The organism is Hymenobacter sp. IS2118, from assembly GCF_000715495.1.
Classification (GTDB): Bacteria; Bacteroidota; Bacteroidia; order Cytophagales; family Hymenobacteraceae; genus Hymenobacter.
In genome coordinates, this window is record NZ_JNLX01000109.1 from 1 (window position 1) to 20,737 (window position 20,737).

Below are 20,737 nucleotides of genomic sequence, written 5' to 3' on the forward strand. Positions count from 1 at the left end.
CCGACTCGTATTAACGAGTTCTGTGTATTCGTGTTACGCTTGTAATTGCTGCTCCTCACATCACTGTGAGAAGCCCTTACTATTTGTCTTTTCCAAACATTCAAAGAACGTGTATCAGCCCAGTTGGCGTGATAGTGTGGCTGTTAGCAGCCGGTGTTTCTTACTTTCAAATCCCTTTCTTGCGATTGGGAGTGCAAAGGTAAGCAGAAGTTTTTACCAGACAAGCGAAAGAGAAAATTTATTTTTTCAGTGCGCTTAACTTGCGGCGAGTGGCACTCGGTTAGTGCGATTCGGGGTGCAAAGGTACGAGGATTTTTCGATTTGCCAACTTGATTTTCAACTTTCGTTGCGGTTGTCAAGTGAGCTTTCGAAGCCGTGAATCCGATTGATTCTGGCGGGGTGCAAAGGTAAGGGGCTTTTTTTAGGAACCAATGGGTTGCGCAAATAAACCTTGTTGCTTCTTCGCTGGCTAGCTGATTACTCACGCTAAAATGTTATTAGGCAACTGAATGAAGCATTCCGATTTTATTCGAGTTAACGGCCGCCAAGCCAGCTCTGAGGATTTAGGTTGGACGAGTTGTGCCATACCTGGAACTGCACTTCTGAAGTGCCTTCGCTATCGGTGGCGACTACACCGATGACTTCTTTGGCGCTTACACGCTGGCCCTCATGCACGTTAACAGATTTCAGTTTGGCATAGACCGTGAAGAAGTCTCCGTGCTGAATCATAACAATGGTATTCATACCCGCGATGTTGGCAATGGTTAGCACTTTGCCATCGAAGCAGGAGCGGACGGATTCGCCGGCGCTGGTTTGGATGTCGATGCCGCGGTTTTCTACGGTTACGTTTTTCAGGACGGGGTGAGGATGGCGGCCAAAACGCTGGCTGATGAACCCGCGACTGACGGGCCAGGGCAACCGGCCTCGGTTCCCGGAGAAGGAGGAAGATAGCAGCGCTGACTCCGGGGTGAGGGCAATACGTACGGCGCGGCGGTCGGCGGCTGATTCGGCGGCTGTTTCGGGCGCATCCGATTCGGGCGCTGCGGTCGCGGTTGCATTCTCATTGTCCGAGTCGGCACGAGTGCGGCCCGTGCTTCGTGCGGCAGCGCTGCGCCGGGCCGCCAGCTCGGCCTGGCGACGGGCGGCCAGGCGGGCAACACGGGCGGCACGGGCAATTTCTTCCCGAACCCGCTGGGCAATCAGGTTATCTAGCTGCACCACGGCGCGACGGCGTTGCTCTAGCTCCTGGCGCAAGCCCTGCTCCTGCTGGCTGAGCTGCTGCACGATTTGGTCTTCTTTGGTTTTTAAGGTCAGCAGGCTCTTGTTTTCGCTCAACTGGGTATTGAGCAAGCTGCTTTTGCGCTGCTGCTGCTTGGTGAGGCCCGTGAGCTGCTGGTGCAATTGCTGCTGGGTGCCCATGATGCGCGCGGCCTGGCGCTGGCGCTCTTCGGTATACTGCCGGATGTAGCGCAGCCGCAGAGACAGTTGATTGAATGAATCGGACGCGAACAGAAACATGAGCCGATTGAACCCGTTTGCAGTTTTAGAAGCGGTATAGAGCAGGCGGGCGTATTCGGCCTTTAGCTCCCGCAACGTTTTTTGGGTTTGCAGCACGCGCTGGGCCGTTTGCTGCACATTGCTTTCAATGCCCCGCAACTGGGTCGAAATCCCCTGAATGACTTGTTTCTTCTCGGTCAGCTTTCCTTTAATAAGGTTGAGCTGGCCCAAGCTTACTTTCTTCTTCTCCTGGGTTTGGTTCAGCTGCTTGCTGGTTTTCTGAATCTGACGCAGGTTGGCAAGGCGCTCGCGCTCCAGTTGGGCTTTGCTTTTGGGAGCGCGACGGGCAGGCGGGCGGGTAGCGGGCCGCCGGGCTTTGGAGGTACTGGTTTTAGCGGGCTGCTTTTTTTGGCGCTGCTGCGCCGTAACCGGAAGAGCCAGCCACAGAATTAGCAGGCACGACAGCCACCAAGCCCCACGCCCATGCCAGAAACAAGGGCGGCCCAAGTTCTTTATTACTGATTCAGTCGTGTTTTCCTGTTTATTCAAAGTCTGCCGTTCTAAAGCTGCTACCTAGTTCTGCCGCTTGTAGCCTTTGGGCACGGTGAACGGAAAGGCTAGCCGTTCGCGGCCGGCATTCACTTTGGTGAAGTTAATGGCAGCCGTGACTACGCCCGCAGACGGCTGCTGGGCCTGAATGAACGTGGCGTGTGCAAACATCAGCGTGGGCTGTTCATCCAGGGGGCGAAAATCGGTGTAGTCAACCGTTAAATTCCGCTGCATACCGGTGTCGCTCACTTTTAGCTGCTGCACGCGACCGGTGCCGCCTTGCAGCAGGCGTTCGATTATGACATCGGCCAACGGATACGTGACGCGCTGGCGGCCGTTATCCTCTTCGGTTACTTTGGGGGTGATGCCCGTGGGCGCCGGCAGGTAGTCGCCGAGGAGCAGGGCCTGCATCTGTTCAAACGTGATGGGCACGTTTAGCAGCTTGCTCAAATAGTCGTAGCCACCCGAGAAGTAGGTTTTTTCCAGGCGATTCAGCACTAACACCGAGTCGGGGGTGAGGACGGCCCGCACGCCTTCGATGCCCACCAGCGAGGCCGACACCCAAATAATACTGTCGCGGCGTACGCGCACCGCCAAGTTGGCCCCTTGCTGGCTGCCTTTCATAGTTACCTGGGCCTTGCCTTTCGCGCTCAGAAACAAGAACGATGTGTTGACCGCCCGGACTGCCGGCTCCGCTATCGGGGTGGAAGTGCCGGGGCCGGTAGTTGAGCCGGTGGGAATGGCCTTGCGGGCGCAGCTTCCAACCAGTAGCCCCAAGGCCAACAGTAACGTTACTTTATTCATAGAGTTTGCGGTCTTTCAGTTTGCGCTCCAGCAGGCTTGAGGCCAGACCGGCTTTGCGGGCCCGTTGCCATTGCGCCACGGCTTCTTCCGGCTGCCCAAGCTGGTAGAGCACGTCGCCATAGTGCTCAATCACGGAAGCGTCTTTGGTGGTTTTCAAGGCTCTTTCCAGCGCGGTTTTGGCGCCGGCGTAGTCCTTCAGCTTATATAGGACCCAGGCGTAAGTGTCGAGGTAGGTGTCGTTGTCGGGAAACTGCCGCACTACTTTGCCCGACATCTGCTTGGCTTTTTCAAGCTTTTCGCCCCGCAACGATAGGAAGTAGCTGTAATTGTTCAGTACCTGAATGTTGTTGGGGTCGCTCTGCAGCGCGGCTTCGTAGGCCGCGTCCGATTTGGCGTAATCCTTCGTTTCGTGGTAGGCGTCGCCCAGCTGCGCATCGAACTGGCCCAGCAGCTCCGGGTTGCTCATCACCAGCTTACGGCCGTACTCCAACGCTTTTATTCCTCTTTGGGGACGCTTTTTCAGCAAGTTGGCCACGCCATTGTAGAACCAGAGCGACGATTGGTTGGGGAAAAGCTCCAGTGCCCGGTCGGTATGCGCCAGCAGCGAATCGGTTTGATTCAGCTCCGAATCGATAAACACCACCTGCTGCCAAATTTGGAATTTGGAATTATCATAGCGCAACGCTTTGAGATACAAGTCGCGCGCTTCTTTTTTGCGGTCGGTATGAATGTGAATATCGCCGGCCATCGCATAGGCCTTCGCTTCCTTGGGGTAGTTTTTGATGGTGGCCGCGGCCAAATCCCGACCCAGCTGGTTCACCGATTCTTTGGGACTGGGCAGCTGCTTGCTGTAGCCCACCAGAATGCGAATCCGCTCGTCGATGTCCAGAGCCGGGCTGGCGAAAGCCAGCTTTAGCTGCTCGGCTGCCTGTTCGGGCTGCCCCTTCTGACGGTATACTTCGGCCAGAATCATGTGGGCCTGGGGGTTCTCGGGGTCGGCGCGGAGGGCTTGCTCGGCCACCCGCACCGCATCGGGCAGGCGGTTGTTGCTGGAGTACATTTCGGCCTGCGCCAGCACGTAGCGGGTTTCGTTGGGGTTGGCCCGGATGAGCTTCTCGCCCTCGGCCAGGGCAAGCTCCAGCTTGTTCTGCTTGAGGTAAATCTGTTGCTTCTTGAAGGAAATCTCGTCTACCTGACCAAACTCCTTTTCGGCCAGGTCCAGCGTGTTCAGGGCCTCGGGCAGCTTGTTCTGAGCCAGGTACAGGTCGGCCAGGTTAAACAGGTAGCTGCCCGAATTCGGCACTTGCTTGATGAGCGTGGCGTAGGTTTTGGTAGCGCCATCGTACTGCTTTTGCCGCATTTGAATATCGGCCAGCAGCAAGTAGTAATACGCATTCTGAGCATCGAGCCGCACAGCCGCATTGGCATAGTTCGAGGCATCGCGCAGGTTGCCGCTCAGCAGGTTGGCCTCCGCTATCTTGTAGTTGATGGCCGCGTTGTCCGGGCTCAGGGCGTAGGCGCGCAGCAGCTGTTCCAGGGCTTTGGTGTAGTCTTCCAGCAGCACGTACTTCACGCCATCCACAAACAAGGCTTCGGTGTGCTCGCGCTCGCGCTCCGACAGTGGTGGCGCGGCGGCGCGGCGAATGCGGGCTTCGGCCAGCTTCTTGTCGAGCTCGCGCTGCTCTTTTTCCAGGGCGCGCTCTTCTTTGCGCGTCAGCCGGGCCGGCGAACCGGCCGCCTCCTTGGTGGGCTGCGCGTAGCCAATGGCCGCGAGCCCTAACCAAAACCACAGACTAAGAACAAGTTGACGCATATAAAATAAAACCGGACACGGGGCCCGGCTCGCAAAATTACGGGTAATAATGCCCAACGACGCGACCCTCCGCAGAAGGCCGCGTCGCTGTAACGCATTTACGACCAAAAATGTCACACCCGCAACTGGTTATAATCGCCGAGGCTCAGGTCGTCGGGCGTGCCGGTTACGGTGGCAAAGTTGCCAATCATGGAGTTGGTGATAACGGCATTGAGCACCGAGGCCGACTGTTGCACGATGGAATTGGACAAGCGCGAGTCGCGCACATTGGCGTGGTCGCCCAGCGACACGTGCGGCCCCACCACCGAATCGGTGATAATGGCGTTTTCGCCGATGTACACCGGCTCGATGATGACCGAGTTGGTGATTTTGGCCGAGGTCGAAACCAACGACTCGCCCCGCTCCTTGAGGTACTCCAGGTAGCGCTGGTTGGTGAAAACGGTAGCGTCCTTGTTGCCGCAGTCCAGCCACTCGGTTACGCGGCCGGGCACAAACACGGTGCCTTTGTTCTTCATGTTTTCGAGAGCATTGGTGAGCTGATACTCACCTTTGTCCTTGATGTCGTTGTCGAGCAGGTATTGCAGCTCACTGCGCAGGTATTCGCCGTCCTGGAAATAATAGATGCCAATGATGGCCAGGTCAGACACGAATTCCTGGGGTTTTTCCACGAACTCGGTAATCTGGCCCTGCTCGTTCAGCGTCACTACGCCAAACGGTTTGGGGTCTTCCACCTGCTGCACCCAAATGGTGCCGGGCACCGATGAATCCAGCGTGAAATCCGCCTTAAACAGCGTGTCAGCGAACGCCACCACCACCGGGCCGCTCAACGACTCTTTGGCGCACAGAATGGCGTGGGCCGTGCCCAGCGGCTCGTCCTGGTACACGATAGTGCCCTTGGCGCCCACCGATTCGGCAATTTTCACCAGGCTTTTCTCCACCGCATCGCCAAACCGGCCGATGATGAAGGCCACTTCTTCCACCTGGTCGCCGCAGACCTTAGCAATGTCTTCCACGAGGCGCTGCACAATGGGCTTGCCCGCAATCGGAATCAGAGGTTTGGGAACGGTGAGGGTGTGGGGGCGCATGCGCTTGCCCATGCCGGCCATTGGAACGATGATTTTCACAGTGGTTTGGTGTTAGTGGTTAACGATTAGAGGTTAATGGTTAACGGTGGATGATGGAAGCGGAATTACCCACTAACCACTTACCGCTAACCACCAACCATTACTTTTTTCCTGTACTTCCATACCCGCCCGCGCCGCGTTGGGTTACGCTGAGCGCCTCGGCGGGCTGCCAGGAAATGGTTTCGTGCTTGGCAACTATCAGCTGGGCAATGCGTTCGCCGTCGTTCACCACAAAGGGCTCGTTGGATAAATTCACCAGCAGCACTCGGATTTCGCCTCGGTAGTCGGCGTCAATCGTGCCCGGACTATTCACAATACCGATACCGTGCTTCACCGCCAGGCCGCTGCGGGGCCGCACCTGCGCTTCGTAGCCCACCGGAATTTCCAGGCTCAGGCCCGTAGGAATCAGGCGCCGCTCCAGGGGGCCCAGCGTTACCGGGCCATCGACCAGGTTGGCGCGTAGATCGAGGCCGGCGGCGTGGGGCGTTTGGTATTCGGGCAGCGGGTGGCGCGAGTGGTTGATAACGGGGATTTGCATGGTCGGGCAAATATAGGGTTTCGACACCCCAACCCCTAGCCCCTGCCTGCGGAGGGCCTAATGGCCGCCGCCCGGGGCCGCTCTACTACGTACAGTGCCAGCAAAAAAGCTGCCGTGAGCCCGGCGTGCCACACATGGCGCGGCCACCAGCCGGCGGGCTGCACCCACCAACCCAGGGCCACGAGCCCGGCCGCGCCCAACAGCCACAGCCCCAGCCGCAGCGCCGGGTAGGGCACCGGAAAGTGCCGCTCGCCCAGCCGCCAGCACAGCACCGCCATCATAAAGTAGACGGCCAGCGTGGCAATGGCGCAGCCCAGGTAGCCCAGCACCGGAATCAGCAGGAAGTTGAGGGCGATGGTGAGCACCGCGCCGCCCACCCCGATGTAGGTGCCGTAGTAGGTTTTATCGGTGAGCTTGAACCAGACCGACAGATTGTAGTACACGCCCAGAAACAGGTTGGCCAACAGCAGAATGGGCACCACCACCAGCCCTTGCCGGTACTCCGGCCGCTGCAGAAACAGCTGCCCAAAATCTTCCACATTCAGGCTAATACCCACAAAAATCACGGCGCAGCACAGCGTAAACCACTTCAGAATCAGGGCAAACGTGGCCGGCGAGTTTTTGTCCTCGCTCTGAGAAAAGAAGAACGGCTCGGCCGCGTATCGGAACGCCTGAATGACCAGCGTCATGAAAATACTGAGCTTGTAGCAGGCGCCGTAAATACCCGCCGCCGTCAGGCTGCTCTGGCCGGGGTAAAAGCCCTCGGGCAGCCAGATGGGCAGCAGAATCCGGTCCAGCGTTTCGTTCACCATGCCCGCCAGGCCCATGAACATGAGCGGGTAGGCGTACTTCAGCAAGGGCCGCAGCGGCTCCAGATTCAGGCGGAAACGGAAATCCAGCAGCTCGCGCCACAGCAGCAGCAGCGTGAAGCCACTCGCCACCAGCGTCGAGATAAACACGTAACCCACTCCCAGCGCGGGGTTGTAGAACGTGGCCACCAGCGGCTGCAGGCCGGACAGCAGCTTGCCACTGGCTACGGCGGGACACAGCAGCAGGAAAAACACGTTGAGCGCCACCGTGGCCAGAATGTTGGCCAGCTTGATGGCGGCAAACTTGCGGGCCTTGTTTTCCAGCCGCAACCGGGCAAAAGGAATGGCCGACAGCGCGTCGAAGCCAATAATCAGCGCCATCCACACGCCGTACTGCTCGTTGCCGGGCGGAATGCTCAGCAGCGCCAGCAACGGCTTGGCCAGCAGCAGCAGCACCGCCGTGAGCCCGGCGGTACTCACCAGCAGCAGGCTCAGCACCCGGTCGTACAGCTCGCGGCGGTCCGTTCCCGGCCGGTTGGCAAAGCGGAAATACGTGGTTTCCATGCCGTAGGTGAACACCACGTTTAGGAACGACACGTAGGCGAATATCCCCGTCACGATGCCGAACTGCGCCGCCGCGAACACGCGCGTGTACAGCGGCGTGAGCAGGTACGAGAACACCCGTCCCACAATGCTGCTCACGCCGTAGATGGCGGTTTGTGACGCCAGTTTTTTGACTACACTCATCCAAAAGAAATTAAAAATTTAGAATTAAAAATTAAAAATTGACCCGCTTGACGGAAGTGCTACAGACTTTCCGCTGATTTTTAATTTTTAATTATTCATTTTTAATTCTCTTCATTTCCCCGTGAATACGGCCGCCCGCTTCTCCACAAACGCCGTCGTGCCTTCCTTGAAATCGTCGCTTTCAAACGCCCGCCCGAAGGCTTTCGCTTCGGCCTCATAGCCGTTGGTGTCCTTGGCGTAGTGCGCATTCACGCATTCGAGCACCATGCCCACGGCCAGGGGCGCCTTACCCAGAATTTTGCCCAGCAGCTGCCGGCAAAACGCGAGCAGCTCAGCCTGCGGCACCACGTGGTTCACTAAGCCCAGGCGCAGGGCCTCGTCGGCCTTCACCATATCGGCCGTGAGCAGCAGCTCGATGGCCTTGCCCTTGCCGATGAGCTGCGGCAGACGCTGGGTGCCACCGTAGCCGGGCAGCACGCCCAGGTTCACTTCGGGCTGGCCAAAACGGGCGTTGTCCGAGGCCACGCGCATGTGGCAGGCCATGGCCAGCTCGCAGCCGCCGCCCAGCGCGAAGCCATTCACGGCCGCCACCACGGGCTTGGTGCTTTCCTCAATCCGGCAGAAGGCTTCCTGCCCGCGCTCGGCCGCGCGCTGGGCCTGGGCGGGCGTGAGGGCGGCCAGCTCGGCAATGTCGGCGCCAGCCACGAAGGCTTTTTCGCCGCTGCCCGTCAGAATCACACCGCGCACCTCGGGCTCGTCGAGGGCCTGCTGTATGGCCGCGCCAATCTCTTCGATGGTAGCGGCGTTCAGGGCGTTCAGCTTGCTGGGCCGGTTAACGGTGAGGGTGAGGATGCCGCTGGCGGCGTCCAGCTCATAAAGCAGGTTTTCGTAGGAAGCAGACATGACGGAGAAAAGGGCCTGAATGAATTGGTGCGGCCAAAGATAGCACTCAGCCTTTGGGAGGCAGGCAGCACCCGCCGCTTAGCTCAGGGCGCGCGCCAGTGGTATTTCATATCGTGCAATTCAAATCACTGGGCCAGTTTTTTATTCGGTTGGCGGCCGAAGCAAATGGGATATGTATTTATTTCCCTAGATTTCGCAGCTTGCTCATTTTTCATTACTTACCCCTTTACCCCTGCACTTATGGGTTTTGTTTCCGAATTCAAAGAGTTCATCTCCAAAGGCAACGTCCTGGACCTGGCGGTCGGCGTCATCATTGGCGCGGCGTTTGGCAAAATCGTCACTTCGCTCACCGACGACATCCTCATGCCCGTTCTGAGCCTGTTCACGGGCGGCATCGACTTCCAGAACATGTTCATCACCCTCGACGGCAAGTCCTACACTACGTTGGAAGAAGCCAAGAAAGCCGGCTCGGCCGCCATTGCCTATGGCAACTTCATCAACGCCATTATTTACTTCCTTATCATTGCTTTCGTCATTTTTTGGGTGGTGAAGCTAGCCAACCGCATGACCAAAGCCCCCGTGGAAGTGGTAGCCGTGCCCGCCCCACCCACCACCGACCAGCAGCTGCTAATGGAAATCCGGGATTCGCTGCGCACCAACCGCAGCTAAAGCGCCTTTGCCGTTCAGCATGAAAAAACCGCTGTCCACCGAGTTGTGGGCAGCGGTTTTGTTACTTTTAGCTCAAGTATTCATTTTATTGGGGGTAGATAAATTGCCGAATCAAAATAAGTTGCGAAATTTGCTTTCTCTTCACTGCTGACGGTTATTGTCAACCCGTTGCATTGAACTACCCTTGCCGCTCATCCGTTGGGCAGCCATACTTCCTCCTCTTCACTCGTCGTCGAATATGAAATTTTTGCTCGCTGCTACGCTCCTGAGCGGTCTAAGCCTGATTGCCGTGGGTAATGCCGCCGCCCAGTCGGGCCCCGCATTCCCCACGCCCGGCCAAAGCAATAGCGAAGCGACAGCCCGGCGCACCACCGGCAACAACGCCGACGAGCTGGCCCGCAACCAACGCCGCGCCGCCATGACGCCCGACCAAATCAAGCAGGACCAGCAAATGGAGCTGCTGCAAGCCCGCACGGGCAACACCAGCTTCGGCCGCAATGGCTCGCCCGACCGGCAGCTGGATTCCGACCGTAGCGGCCGCGGGTTTATGTTGCGCAAGTACAAAGCCAAGAAAGGATTTTCGGAGCTCAAGCGCGGCACGAGCCGCTCAATGGTAGGCGCTTCCAATCCTCCCGGCAAGCCACTGGTGCATAAGAACAAACGCAAGCGGTTTTGGCTGTTCTAGCGCGACAGCGTTGACTACCCCGCTGTAAAAGCCAAAAGCCCTTCCGACCTCATGGTCGGAAGGGCTTTTTTACGCTGTCACCCGTTTAAGTAGTTGTGCGTAAGGTCAGTTACTCAGCTTACCGGGTTCAGGCTTTTTCTATTCGCAGAAAGCCCTGGGAAAGCCCTGCCGCAGCGCGGCAAGGCTTTCTTGGACGCTACTCGCGCAGCAGGCGCAGCGTGGCCTGGCCCGTGGCCGTGCGCAGCCGCACCAGGTACACGCCCGTGGCCACGTTGCTCAGGTCGAGGGTTTCGCGGAGCAGGCCGGCCCGGGGCTGGGCCGTGAAGCGCCGCACCGTTTGGCCAAGCACTGAGGTCAGCTCTACTTCCACGGGGCCCGTCACACCGGCCAGTTCCACGGTGGCCGTGTGCACGGCCGGGTTGGGGTACACCCTGGCGTTTGCTAGCAGCGTGGCGCTTTGGGTGGCCGTCACGCGCTGCTGGAACCAGAGGAAGAAGCGCTGGCCCGTGAAGCTGGCGTTCATGCTGAAGGCGTAGCTTGGGTTGAGGCTAAGGTTGTGACGCTGGCTCAGGGCCTGGTCTTCGAGCCAGATTTCGGTGCCGGCGGGCAGGTTCAGCAGCTCGGGCGCGCTCAGAGTATATGCCCCGGTCTGGCCCACGCGCACGCCCAGCGGAATGCTGGGCGTTTGCCGCACGCTGGGCAGGCCGTTGATGCTCAGGGCCAACGGGCCGGCCTGGCTCCAGAGCGTGGGCAGCCCCCCACCGTTGAGCTGCACCTTGTAGGCATCGTGCGCGGCTGTGAAGTCCGCTGTCGCGGCCGGATCGAAGTGAATCACGGCTTCATCGGCCTGGCCGGCGGAATTGCTCAAAAGCAGCCGCACCAGCGGGGCAAGGCCGCCGCTACTACCCCGCGCAAACACGGGATTGACGTAGGTGCTGGGCCGGGCCGCAGTAGGCAGCACCAGCGCCGACGCATCGGCGGTGGCCCGCACGAAGAAGCCCTGCATGGCCGCCACATCTTTAGTACCGCCATTGGTGCCGATGCCGGGCTGGCCGGGCGTGGCGTTGGGCAGGTAGCTGCGGTAGGTGCCGGAGTACGGCCCATTGGGCACGAACACATACAGGGCACGGTTCACGCCCGCCGCGGCGGGCACCAGGTCCCAATCCAGAGGCGAGGGGAAAGGGTTGCCCAACAAGTGCCAGCCCGAACTGACAAAGGCGCCCCGGCTCAGGGTCAGATTCACGTCGGCGCTGCTCAGCGCGCCCGTGAGGTCTACGGTGGTCGTCGGGGCCGTTTGGGCAGTGTAGCCCCGGCCGGGCACCAACAGGTCGGTGGCCAGCGGCACCATCCAGCCGCGGTCAAACTTGTCGAGCAAGCCGGAGCTGAGGCGCGTTTCGTCGTACTTGAACAGCGTGGGGAACGGCGTGGCGCTGGTGCCCGTCGTGTTGTAGGCCGGGTTCAGGTTGAAGACCGGCAGGTCGTCGGCAAATTCCTGCACCGTAGTAGTGCCCAGCTGCATTGGCGAGCTGTAGTGGCGGTAGCCCGTGCCCGTCGCGTTATTTATAAAGCGCTCCATCGTGGCGCGGCCCGTCACGAGGCCACCGCCGCTGGGGTTCACCACCATTGCCGTACCGCCGGCATCGGAGCGCAGGGTGAGGAAGGCCGCCGAGGCCAGGTTACCAGCCGGCAGGGTCAGCAGCCGGCGCACGGCCAGCGAACTCCGCAGCGTAGCGCCGGCCGGGTTGTTCACCGTCAAATCAAAGAGCACCGTGTTGCCGCTGCCGCCCAGGGTTTGGGCGGCGGTGCCGGCCAGCGTCAGCACACTACTGCCAGCGGCTAAGGTGCCGTTGTTGAGCAGGTTGCCGGTGAGGCTGAAGCCGTTGCCCAGCGTGAGCGTGGCCCCGCTATTAATGGTCAGGTTGCGGGCCGCCGGCACGGGGCCGGTGGCTGGCAATACCGGATAAGTACCCATGCCGGCGGGGATGCTCACGTTGCTGGTGGACGTGGGCAACTGACCGCAGCTCCAGTTGCCAGCGTCGAACCAGCTGCTGTTGGCAGCTGCCCCGGTCCAGGTGAGCAGGCTGGCATCGGTCACGGCGATGTTTTGCGCGTTGGGCGTGCCCGTGGTGGCGGGCATGGAGGCCACCACCCGCACGCGGTAGCCAGCGCCGGGCGGCGTAGCGGCCGGAATGCTGGCCCGCACGATGCCGCCACTGGCATCGCTGCTCAGCAAGGTGCCGAGCAGCGGCGCGTTAGCCGCAAATACGCCCGCCGCGTCCGAGAGCTGGATTTGGAATTGGTTGCCCGCCCCAAAGCCGGCCGTAGTGGCACTGAAGGGCACGTCCAGGGTCTGCCCCTGGCAGTAGCTGGCCGGCGATACCACACCCGTAACGATGCCCAACGGGGCGGGCTGGTTCAGGCGCACGCTCACGGTGGCATCGACGAAGTTGGTTGCCACTAGGTCGATGTCGCCGTCGTTGTCCACGTCGCCGGTGGCCAGTACCTGGCCCGAGTTGCCGATGGCCAAATCCTGCGCGGCTCCGAAGGTGCCGGTGTCGTCGTTGAGGCGGCGGCTCACCGTGTTATCGTCGCGGTTAAGCACCAGCAGGTCGAGGTCGCCGTCGCCGTCCACATCGGCCAGGGCCACGCCACGGGAGTTAGCCCCGCAGGGCACGGTGCCGCCGCTAAGTACGCCGCCGCCATTGTTGAGCAGGATGCTGACCGTGTTGGCGCTGGCGTTCACGGCCACCACGTCCACGTCGCCATCGCCGTCGAGGTCGCCCAGGGCCAGCTCGCGGGTGCCGCTGCTGCCGCCGCCGCCGCCGCCCAGGCCGCTGGGGTCGGCAAAGGTGCCGGCGCCGTTGTTGAGGCGCACGGCCACGCCGCCGGTGGTGCTGCGCGTGGCCACGGCATCGAGGTCGCCGTCGTTGTCCATGTCGGCCAGGGCCAGGCCAAACGGCCCGCTGCCGCTACCCATGCTCACGGTTGCCAGCCCGCTGAAGGCTCCGCCGCCATCATTGAAACGGATGCTCAGGGTATTCTCGCCGAGGTTTGTCGCCAGCAAGTCGAGGTCACCGTCGCCGTCCACGTCGCCCAGGGCCACCTGAATTATGCTCAAGCCGCTGCCTACTTCCGTCACAATTGGGAACGTGCCCGCGCCCGCGTTGCGGGCTACGCTCACGGTTCCATCCAGCGCATTGGCGGTCACAAAATCCAGGTCGCCGTCGCCGTCCACGTCGCCCACGGCCATCGTGCGCGGGCCGCGGCCTACGGGCACTTCCGCGCCGCTGCCCGCAAAAGCCCCTGCGCCGGTGCCCAGGCGCACACTCACCGAGTTAGCGCTGTTATTCGCCGTCAGCAGGTCGAGATTGCCGTCGCCGTTCACGTCGGCCAGGGCCACGCCAATAGCGCCTGCCCCCACCGGCACCGCGTCCGTGCCAGTAAAAGTGCCGCTGCCGCCGGTAGCGGCCATCGTGAGCTGGTACACCTGGGGCCGGGCCGTGGCCCCATTAGTACCCCGGATGGTGGCCGGCACGCTCACGCGCACCACTTCGCCGGGCCGGAAATCGGTGGTGGGGTTGAAGGTGAGCACGGCCCCGCTGGCCGAGGCCGCACCGGAGCGGCGGCCCCCGGCTTCGGGGGCCAGCACCCGCAGGTTGGCGGCGGTGGCGGCGTTCACGGGCTGGTCGAAGGTGAGGCCCAGGTTGGTGGCCGGGGCGCTGGCCAGGGCGTTGCGGGACGGGGCCAGGGCGGTCAGGGTCATGGAAGCCGTGAGGGTGAAGCTGCCGGCCGAGGTGCCGGTGCCGCTGTTGGTCGTCACGCTGATGGGGCCGCTGGTAGCGCCCGGCGGCACCACCACGCTCAGGCCGGTGGCCGAAGCCACGGCCAGGCCGGTCGTGGCCGTGCCGTTGAAGCGCACGGTGGTCGCGCCCAGAAAGTTGGTGCCCGTCAGGGTCACGCTGGTGCCCACGCCGCCGCTGGCCGGGGCGAAGGCCGTGATGGTAGGAGCAGCCTGGTTGTGATACACGACCAGCAGCCCCCCCTCAAGCAGCACAAAGTCGAGGTCGCCGTCGCCATCGGCATCGCCCAGGCTCAGCCCCTGCGGACTGGCCCCGCAGGGCGTGGTGGCTACGGCAAAGCTGCCGGCCCCGTCGTTGCGACACACGCTGAACGAAGGCCCGGCCGCCCCGTTGTTCGTCACAAGCAGGTCCAGGTCACCGTCGCCGTCAATGTCGCCCGCCTTCACGTCGGAAGGCCCCGAACCGGTGCTCACGGTGCTGCCGCCGCCGAAGGCGCCGGTCCCGTCGCCCAGCCGGACACTCAGGTCATTACTGCCCAGGTTAACCGCCGCCAGGTCCAGGTTCCCGTCGCCGTTGAGGTCGGCCAGGGCCAGGTCGAAGGGCGAGCTGCCCACGCTCACCGCGCCAGTGCCGCTAAAGGTGCCGCTGCCGTTGTTGAGCCGGACGCTCACGGTTCCCGCCGTGAGGCGGCTGCCCACCAGCAGGTCGAGGTCGCCGTCGTGGTCCACGTCGGCCAGGGTCGGCCCGATGGGGAAGCCCGCCGTGGCCACGTCCGGGGCGCTGGTGAAGCCCGTGCCGCTGCCGTTGTTGAGCCGGACCTGCACCACGCCGGGGCTCACGTCGTTGGCAATTATCAGGTCGAGGTCGCCATCACCGTCCACATCCCCGGTCGTCAGGCTTCGGGGCGTACTGCCCACGTTCAGCGTCGTGCCGATGCTGAACGTGCCGCTGCCATTGTTCAGGGCCACGCTCACGGTGTTGGCGGTGGTGTTGGCGGTGGCGAAGTCCAGGTCGCCGTCGTTGTCGAAATCGGCCACGGTCAGGGTGCGCGCGCCCGCACCCACTGTCAGGTACTGCATGGCGGCGTAGGTCTGGCCGCTGCCGTTGTTGCGACGCACCTGCACCGTGCCCCCGGTCGATTCCACGGCCAGCAGGTCGAGGTCACCGTCGCCGTCCACATCGGCCTGGGCCACCTGCCCTCCGCCCCCGCTGGTGCCCACCGTGGCCACCTTGCTGAAGAGCCCGGTCCCACCGCTCACGGCGGTCGTAAACTCGTATACGTGGGGTGTGGCCGCCGTGCCGCCCGCGCCCAGCACGGTAGCGGGCACGCTCACGCGCACCACTTCGCCGGGCCGGAAATTGGTGGTGGGGTTGAAGGTGAGTACGGCCCCGCTGGCCGAAGCCGCGCCGGCCTTACGCCCCCCGGCCTGGGTGCTGTGTACCCGCACGTTGGCCGCCGTTGCCGCGTCGAGTGCCTGGTTGAAGGTCAGCGCCACATTAGCGGCTTGCGCGGCGGTGTTGGCGTGGCGCGTCGGGTTACGGGCCGTCACAATGAGTGCCAGCGTGGCCGTCGTCACTGTGAAGCTGCCCGCACTGCTGGCGCTGCCGCCGGGCGTAGTCAGGCTAATGAAGCCGGTGCTGGCTCCGGTTGGTACGCTCACGGCAATCTGGGTAGCTGAGTTCACCACGAAGCCGGGGGCCGCCGTGCCGTTGAAAGCCACGGCCGTGGCACCGGTAAAATTGGTACCCGTGATGTTTACGCTCGTGCCCACCGGCCCGCTGCCGGGCGTGAAGCTGCTGATGGTGGGGGCCGGCACCGTTACCGTGAAGCTGCTGGCGCTGCTGGCGCTGCCGCCGGCCGTGGTCACGCCGATTACGCCCGTTGTGGCCCCCGTGGGCACGCTCACGGTAATCTGGGTGGCCGAGTTCACCACGAAGCCGGGGGCGGCCGTGCCGTTGAAGGTCAGCGCCGTAGCGCCCGTGAAGTTAGTACCCGTAATAATCACGCTCGTACCCACCGGACCATTGCCGGGCGTGAAGCTGGCGATGGTCGGGGCTGGTGCGGCCGGGGTGGTTACCGTGAAGCTGGCGGCACTCTGTCCGCTGCCGGCGGCCGTGGTCACGCGCACCGGGCCGGTGGTGGCCCCGGCGGGCACCGCCACCGTAATCTGAGTGGCCGAATTCACCACGAAGCCGCTGGCCGACAAGCCATTAAACTGCACCGCCGTGGCTCCGGTAAAATCCGTGCCCGTCACCACGACGCTCGTGCCCACCGGCCCGCTCGCGGGCGAGAACGACGCCACCGTGGGCGGCGGAACCACCGTGAAGCTGGCCGCCGAGCTGCCCGCGCCGCCGGTCGTCGTCACGCTGATAACGCCCGTCGTCGCGCCCGCAGGCACGGTGGCCGTCACGCTCGTGCCGTTCACGACGGTAAACGTGGGGGCAGTTATGCCGTTGAAGCGCACGGCCGAAGTCGTGCCCAAATCGGTGCCCGTAATCATCACGCTCGTGCCTACCGGCCCGCTCGTGGGCGTGAAGCTGGTGATGGTCGGAGCCGGCACCGTTACCGCGAAGTTGCTGCTGCTCACGGCCGTGCCGTTGGGCGTGGTCAGGCTGATGGGGCCGGTGCTGGCCCCGGCTGGCACCGTGGCCGTAACCGAAGTAGCCGATACCCCGCTGAATACCGTGGCCACCGTGCCGTTGAAGCGCACCGCCGTCACACCGCCCAGATTGGTGCCCGTGATGACGACACTCGTGCCCGCCGGCCCGCTCGTGGGCGCGAAGCTGGTGATAACCGGGCTCACGCAGTTGAAGAAAAACGCGCCCGCGTCGGTCATCCGAATGGCCTGACTGGGATTGCTGGGCAGGGTGAGGAGCAGGCGCACGGCCCGCACTCCGGCCACGGCCGCCGCCAGCGGCAGCACCACGAGCTGCGGCGCGGCCTGGCTGGCGGCCAGCGACACCGGCACCGCGCCGGCCGGCGTGAACGTGGTGCCATTGAGCGAGATTTCCAGCGTCAGGGTGCCGCTCACGGCCGTGCCGTTGGGGTTGCGCAGGCTCGCCTGAGCTTCCGACACCGTTCGGGTTGCCGCGCCCAGGTCGGCCTGCACGGTGTTGCTGTTGAAGAAGTTGGCCTCGCCGCTGCCGTTGAACACGGCCTCGGCCACTGCTGCCCCCAGGTTGCCGCCGTAGCTGGCACTGGGCCGGCCTTCGGCGAAGTTTTCGGAGGCCGCGCAGCCGCTGCGCACGAAGCGCCGGTTCAGCACCTGGCTCCAGCGGCCGTTGGCATCGCGCACCCGCACAAAAAGGCGGTGCGGGCCGTCGGCCAGGGCCGTGGCATCGGCCACTACGGGCAGGTTGGTGTAGGACGTGGCCGCCGCGCCGGTCGGGATGGCGGTGCCGCTGCCAAAGCCGGGGTCGGTGTCAAAATAAAACTCGGCGCGGGCCAGGTTAGGGGCCACCAGCGTACTCACGTCGTCCACGAAAAACAGGCGGGCAAAGGTTTGGCTCCAGCGGTTGTTCACGTCCCGCGTCCGCATGAACAGGCGGTGGAAACCGGGCGCGAGGCTACCGATATTCACCGGCACGGCCTGCCCCAGCTTGCTCGTGCCGCTCAAGGCGGTACTAATGCCGTTGCCGAAGCCGGGGTCGGTGTCGAGGAAGTGCTCGACTTCGGCCAGGTTCGGGGCCGTAAAGGCAGCGTTATCGTCCACAAAAAACAGGCGGGCAAAGGTCTGGCTCCAGCGGTTGTTCACGTCCCGCGTTCGCATAAACAGGCGGTGGAAGCCGGGCGCGAGGCTACCAATGTTCACGGCTACCGTCTGGCCCAGCTTGCTCGTGCCGCTCAGCGCGGTACTAATGCCGTTGCCGAAGCCGGGGTCGGTGTCGAGGAAGTGCTCGACTTCGGCCAGGTTGGGGGTTGCCAGGGTCGAAGCATCGTCAATAAACAACAAGCGGCCAAAGGTTTGGCTCCAGCCCCCGTCGGCATCACGGGTGCGGATAAACAGCCGGTGAAAACCCGGCGCGAGGCTGCCCAGCGGCACCGGAAACGTGAGCCCCAGGCGCGTGGGCGCGGCCGGGCCGGGCAGGGCCACGGCGGTAGCCAGCCCGTGGCCGGGGTCGGTGTCGAAAAAAAACTCGACGCGGTTCAGATTGGGCGGCGCCTGCGCCAGCCCCGGCCCAACGGCCCCGGCCAGCAACGCCAGCAGCAGCCCCAGCCGCAGCCGGAGGTGCCGCACGATGAGTGCGATTTCCATGATAATAGGGAGGGGATGCAAACGCGCCCGGCGGGCCCGCTCTGGCCTTATTTATTCGAGCGGGTGCTGATGGTGGCGTTCAGGGTAGCCCCCGAAATGCTCTGCGCGTACTCGAAAATGGTGGGCACAGCAGGCAGCCCCGTCAGGATGTAGGGCCGCGCCGCGCCAAAGGCCCCGCAGTCCACGCCGCTCTCGCCGGTGTTGTCGGCCGGGCCGCCCACCGCAATCTGGAACTGGGTTTCGGTGCCCGTGGCGCTGCCAAAAATGCTGCCCAGTGCCACGTTCTGCTGGTTGCCATTGATGGTGCCAAACTGGGTGCCCGTGCTCAGGTTGTTGGAGAAGGCATTGGAGTTTGGGGCCACTGCCGCCGCCGCGTTGGTGATGATGTTGTTCTTCAGCACCGAGTTGTCTATGCTAATGGCCCCGCCGCCGTTGCCGGCGCGGTTGCCCAGCACGTTGTTGGAAATCAGCACCCCGTTGACGTTGGGCGAGTTGCCGTTACTGATGTTGCCGATAATAATGTTGTTGTCAATCAGCACCCCGGAAACAGGACTGGCTGCACTCACGCTGAAACCCAGACCATCCATAAGGTTCTGCCGGATAATGCCCGTGTTGATGACGGCGGCGGCTCCGGTGATGATGTTGCCCCCGATGAACAAGCCGCTGCTTTGCAGGCGATTACGCTCAACCACGATGTTGTCGGCATTCACCATCAGCAGGCTGCCGACCGTGACCCCCGTGATGCGCGAGCCCGCCGAGCCGGCCTCAAATCGCACCGTGGCCGTCATCGACGGGCGCGGGTCCACGGTGAGCAGCGTGCTTTGCTCGCTGTGCAGGTAGCCGTTGCCGATGATGGTGAGCGGCTTCACGCAGATAAGGCTGCCGTAGCTCAGGCTGCTGGGTTCGAGGTAGATGATGTCGCCGCTGGCCGCCGCGTCGTGGGCGGCTTGCAGGGTGGCGAAGACGCCCGCGCCGGTCACGCCCACGTTGTTGCAGCGGCGGATGGTTTGGGCCTGGGCGGCGGCGAAGGTGAGCGCTACCAGCAGCAGGCTCAGCAGGAAAGTGGAAACCTTTTTCATAGGGAAACGAGCAAATAGTGGATGGATGGATACCGGACTGACGGCCCGCCTACCTGGCGGCCCTTTCCACAAAGCTGCCGTTTGGGCTCCCCCGGCCCAAACGCTCCCGTAACAAATCCAACCGCTCACGTAACTATGATTTATATCACTGATTTTCAGATATATAATTTACATAGAATGTCCAGATATTGTTATAAACTAACAATGTTTATTGAAAAAATACCTGGCTATAAGCATAAACCATCTCCTGATAATGATTTTTTCACTCTACCCTACTATTTTAGAGATTTGATAATAAGTAAGTTGCCGAATAAACCAGTCTAGCAGGGCCATGATTTTACGGGCCACCGGCTCTTGTGGCTGGGCGTGGGGCCGCGTGAGCTGGCGCAACAGATTCAGTCCGTAGCGGCTCAGGCTTGTGGCCCGGCAGCCGTGATTTTTGCGTGGAATGGCCTTGATTTTGCCGTGGGCCATCGTGCCCACGCCCAGACATAGCGCGTAGGCCAGGCTGACCAGAGCCACGAGCTTGCGCAGCTTCTGGTGGCAGCATAAGTGGGTGGCTTCCAGGTTAAAGCCGCGTCCTTTCAGGTTCTGAAAGCACTGCTCAATCGTCCAGCGGCTGGCGTAGAGGCCGCCCAGGTTGCGCAAGCCGGGCGCGGCGAAGAGAAACAGAAACTCCGTGTCGGCCAGCCGCTTGACCCAGACCTGTCCCCAGACCCCAGCCACTTGGCAATGCAGAAAATGCCGCTGCTGCCCTACGGCAAGGCCCAGGGCCGTGACGGCCTGCCGTCGGCCACTAGCAAAGGTGATTTGGTGGTGCTTGGGCAGGCGCATTACAAAAGGCAATTTATTCTTCCGTAGCCAGTTAAGCCAGACATGGCCCACAAACTCCCGGTCCCCCACCACCAGCCCGATGCGGTCGCGGCCCAGCACCTGTACGCAGATTTTGAGCAGGGCAATACGGTCGGCCGCACTGGAGTTCCCGCTGCGGTTGTCGAGCAGTTCCCAATAGAGCGGCAGTTGAAAGTCGCCTCGGCCTACGGTCACGAGCAGGATATTGACCTGGCAGCGGCCGAAGTCCCATTCGGTGCGGTCCAGGCACAGGCGCAGTTTGCCCGTGGCGGGCAGCAAGCGCAGCAGCAGGTGGGCCAGCACCAGATAATTCAGGTCCACCTGCCGAAAAAAGTCCTGAATGCGGGTTTCATTCGAAGCGATTTTCACCGCGTCATTCAGGTGCTGGGCTACCTCGCAAAATTGGACGTTGCGGCTTTTGAGCAGGGCGATAACAAACTGGCTGACAAACTTTTGCCGGGACAGATGGGGCACTAGCTGGACGCGACGCAAAAGCGTCGTAATTTTGGCAATGAGGCTTGGCTTCACGGGGCAGGACGGACAATGGTGTGTAGGAACCCCAAAGGTCGGACTGCCCCGTTTTTATGCCCTAAAGTTTAGTAGGGTAGAGTG

12 protein-coding genes are annotated in these 20,737 nt (G+C 62.2%); 2 read left to right on the top strand and 10 right to left on the bottom strand.

Annotation, left to right across the window (positions count from 1 at the left end; all coding sequences use genetic code 11):
* Window positions 1-534: 534 nt before the first annotated feature.
* From GM79_RS09540 to GM79_RS09570, 7 genes are all read right to left on the bottom strand, one after another.
* Entirely contained in the window at window positions 535-2,004 is a 1,470-nt protein-coding gene (locus GM79_RS09540) for a murein hydrolase activator EnvC family protein (protein ID WP_235184030.1), read from the bottom strand.
* A 66-nt stretch (window positions 2,005-2,070) separates the two neighbouring features.
* Entirely contained in the window at window positions 2,071-2,850 is a 780-nt protein-coding gene (locus tag GM79_RS09545; RefSeq protein WP_072008581.1) for a DUF4292 domain-containing protein, read from the bottom strand.
* The gene (locus GM79_RS09550) at window positions 2,843-4,663 is read right to left on the bottom strand and encodes a tetratricopeptide repeat protein (protein WP_081867661.1); all 1,821 of its coding nucleotides are present in this window, start codon (window positions 4,661-4,663) and stop codon (window positions 2,843-2,845) included. Before GM79_RS09550 ends, GM79_RS09545 begins: the two co-directional genes overlap by 8 nt.
* Before the next feature lie 113 nt (window positions 4,664-4,776).
* Entirely contained in the window at window positions 4,777-5,787 is a 1,011-nt protein-coding gene (locus tag GM79_RS09555) for a sugar phosphate nucleotidyltransferase (RefSeq protein ID WP_035562839.1), read from the bottom strand.
* Window positions 5,788-5,887: 100 nt separating this feature from the next.
* Window positions 5,888-6,325 carry a dUTP diphosphatase gene (gene dut, locus GM79_RS09560; protein WP_035562841.1) on the bottom strand — a complete coding sequence of 146 codons (438 nt, stop codon included), beginning with the start codon at window positions 6,323-6,325 and terminating at the stop codon, window positions 5,888-5,890.
* A gap of 35 nt (window positions 6,326-6,360) precedes the next feature.
* Window positions 6,361-7,881, bottom strand: a complete 1,521-nt coding sequence (locus tag GM79_RS09565) for a polysaccharide biosynthesis C-terminal domain-containing protein (RefSeq protein ID WP_035562844.1) — start codon at window positions 7,879-7,881, stop codon at window positions 6,361-6,363.
* 111 nt (window positions 7,882-7,992) lie between these two features.
* Complete coding sequence (locus tag GM79_RS09570) at window positions 7,993-8,784, bottom strand: enoyl-CoA hydratase/isomerase family protein (protein ID WP_035562849.1); 792 nt, start codon at window positions 8,782-8,784, stop codon at window positions 7,993-7,995.
* 240 nt (window positions 8,785-9,024) lie between these two features.
* Between GM79_RS09570 and mscL the strand changes: the two genes are divergently transcribed.
* The gene (gene mscL, locus GM79_RS09575) at window positions 9,025-9,453 is read left to right on the top strand and encodes a large conductance mechanosensitive channel protein MscL (protein ID WP_035562852.1); all 429 of its coding nucleotides are present in this window, start codon (window positions 9,025-9,027) and stop codon (window positions 9,451-9,453) included.
* Window positions 9,454-9,691: 238 nt separating this feature from the next.
* Complete coding sequence (locus GM79_RS09580) at window positions 9,692-10,138, top strand: hypothetical protein (protein WP_035562857.1); 447 nt, start codon at window positions 9,692-9,694, stop codon at window positions 10,136-10,138.
* Between the two features lie 196 nt (window positions 10,139-10,334).
* Here the strand turns inward: GM79_RS09580 and GM79_RS25405 are convergent, their stop codons facing one another.
* From GM79_RS25405 to GM79_RS09595, 3 genes are all read right to left on the bottom strand, one after another.
* Window positions 10,335-18,194 (bottom strand): FG-GAP-like repeat-containing protein, encoded by a 7,860-nt coding sequence (locus GM79_RS25405; protein ID WP_035562859.1) that lies wholly within the window; start codon window positions 18,192-18,194, stop codon window positions 10,335-10,337.
* Window positions 18,195-18,241: 47 nt separating this feature from the next.
* Window positions 18,242-19,273: a hypothetical protein gene (locus GM79_RS09590; RefSeq protein WP_035562863.1), complete on the bottom strand. Its 1,032-nt coding sequence runs from the start codon at window positions 19,271-19,273 to the stop codon at window positions 18,242-18,244.
* 267 nt (window positions 19,274-19,540) lie between these two features.
* Window positions 19,541-20,653, bottom strand: a complete 1,113-nt coding sequence (locus GM79_RS09595) for an IS4 family transposase (RefSeq protein ID WP_035562866.1) — start codon at window positions 20,651-20,653, stop codon at window positions 19,541-19,543.
* Between the last annotated feature and the right edge of the window lie 84 nt (window positions 20,654-20,737).

Bases quoted from the DNA above. Each gene is read 5' to 3' on its own strand.
- GM79_RS09580 (WP_035562857.1), top strand. From the start codon at position 9,692: ATGAAATTTTTGCTCGCTGCTACGCTCCTGAGCGGTCTAAGCCTGATT.
- mscL (WP_035562852.1), top strand. From the start codon at position 9,025: ATGGGTTTTGTTTCCGAATTCAAAGAGTTCATCTCCAAAGGCAACGTC.
- GM79_RS09565 (WP_035562844.1), bottom strand. From the start codon at position 7,881: ATGAGTGTAGTCAAAAAACTGGCGTCACAAACCGCCATCTACGGCGTG.
- GM79_RS09590 (WP_035562863.1), bottom strand. From the start codon at position 19,273: ATGAAAAAGGTTTCCACTTTCCTGCTGAGCCTGCTGCTGGTAGCGCTC.
- GM79_RS09570 (WP_035562849.1), bottom strand. From the start codon at position 8,784: ATGTCTGCTTCCTACGAAAACCTGCTTTATGAGCTGGACGCCGCCAGC.
- GM79_RS09550 (WP_081867661.1), bottom strand. From the start codon at position 4,663: ATGCGTCAACTTGTTCTTAGTCTGTGGTTTTGGTTAGGGCTCGCGGCC.
- GM79_RS25405 (WP_035562859.1), bottom strand. From the start codon at position 18,194: ATGGAAATCGCACTCATCGTGCGGCACCTCCGGCTGCGGCTGGGGCTG.
- GM79_RS09545 (WP_072008581.1), bottom strand. From the start codon at position 2,850: ATGAATAAAGTAACGTTACTGTTGGCCTTGGGGCTACTGGTTGGAAGC.
- dut (WP_035562841.1), bottom strand. From the start codon at position 6,325: ATGCAAATCCCCGTTATCAACCACTCGCGCCACCCGCTGCCCGAATAC.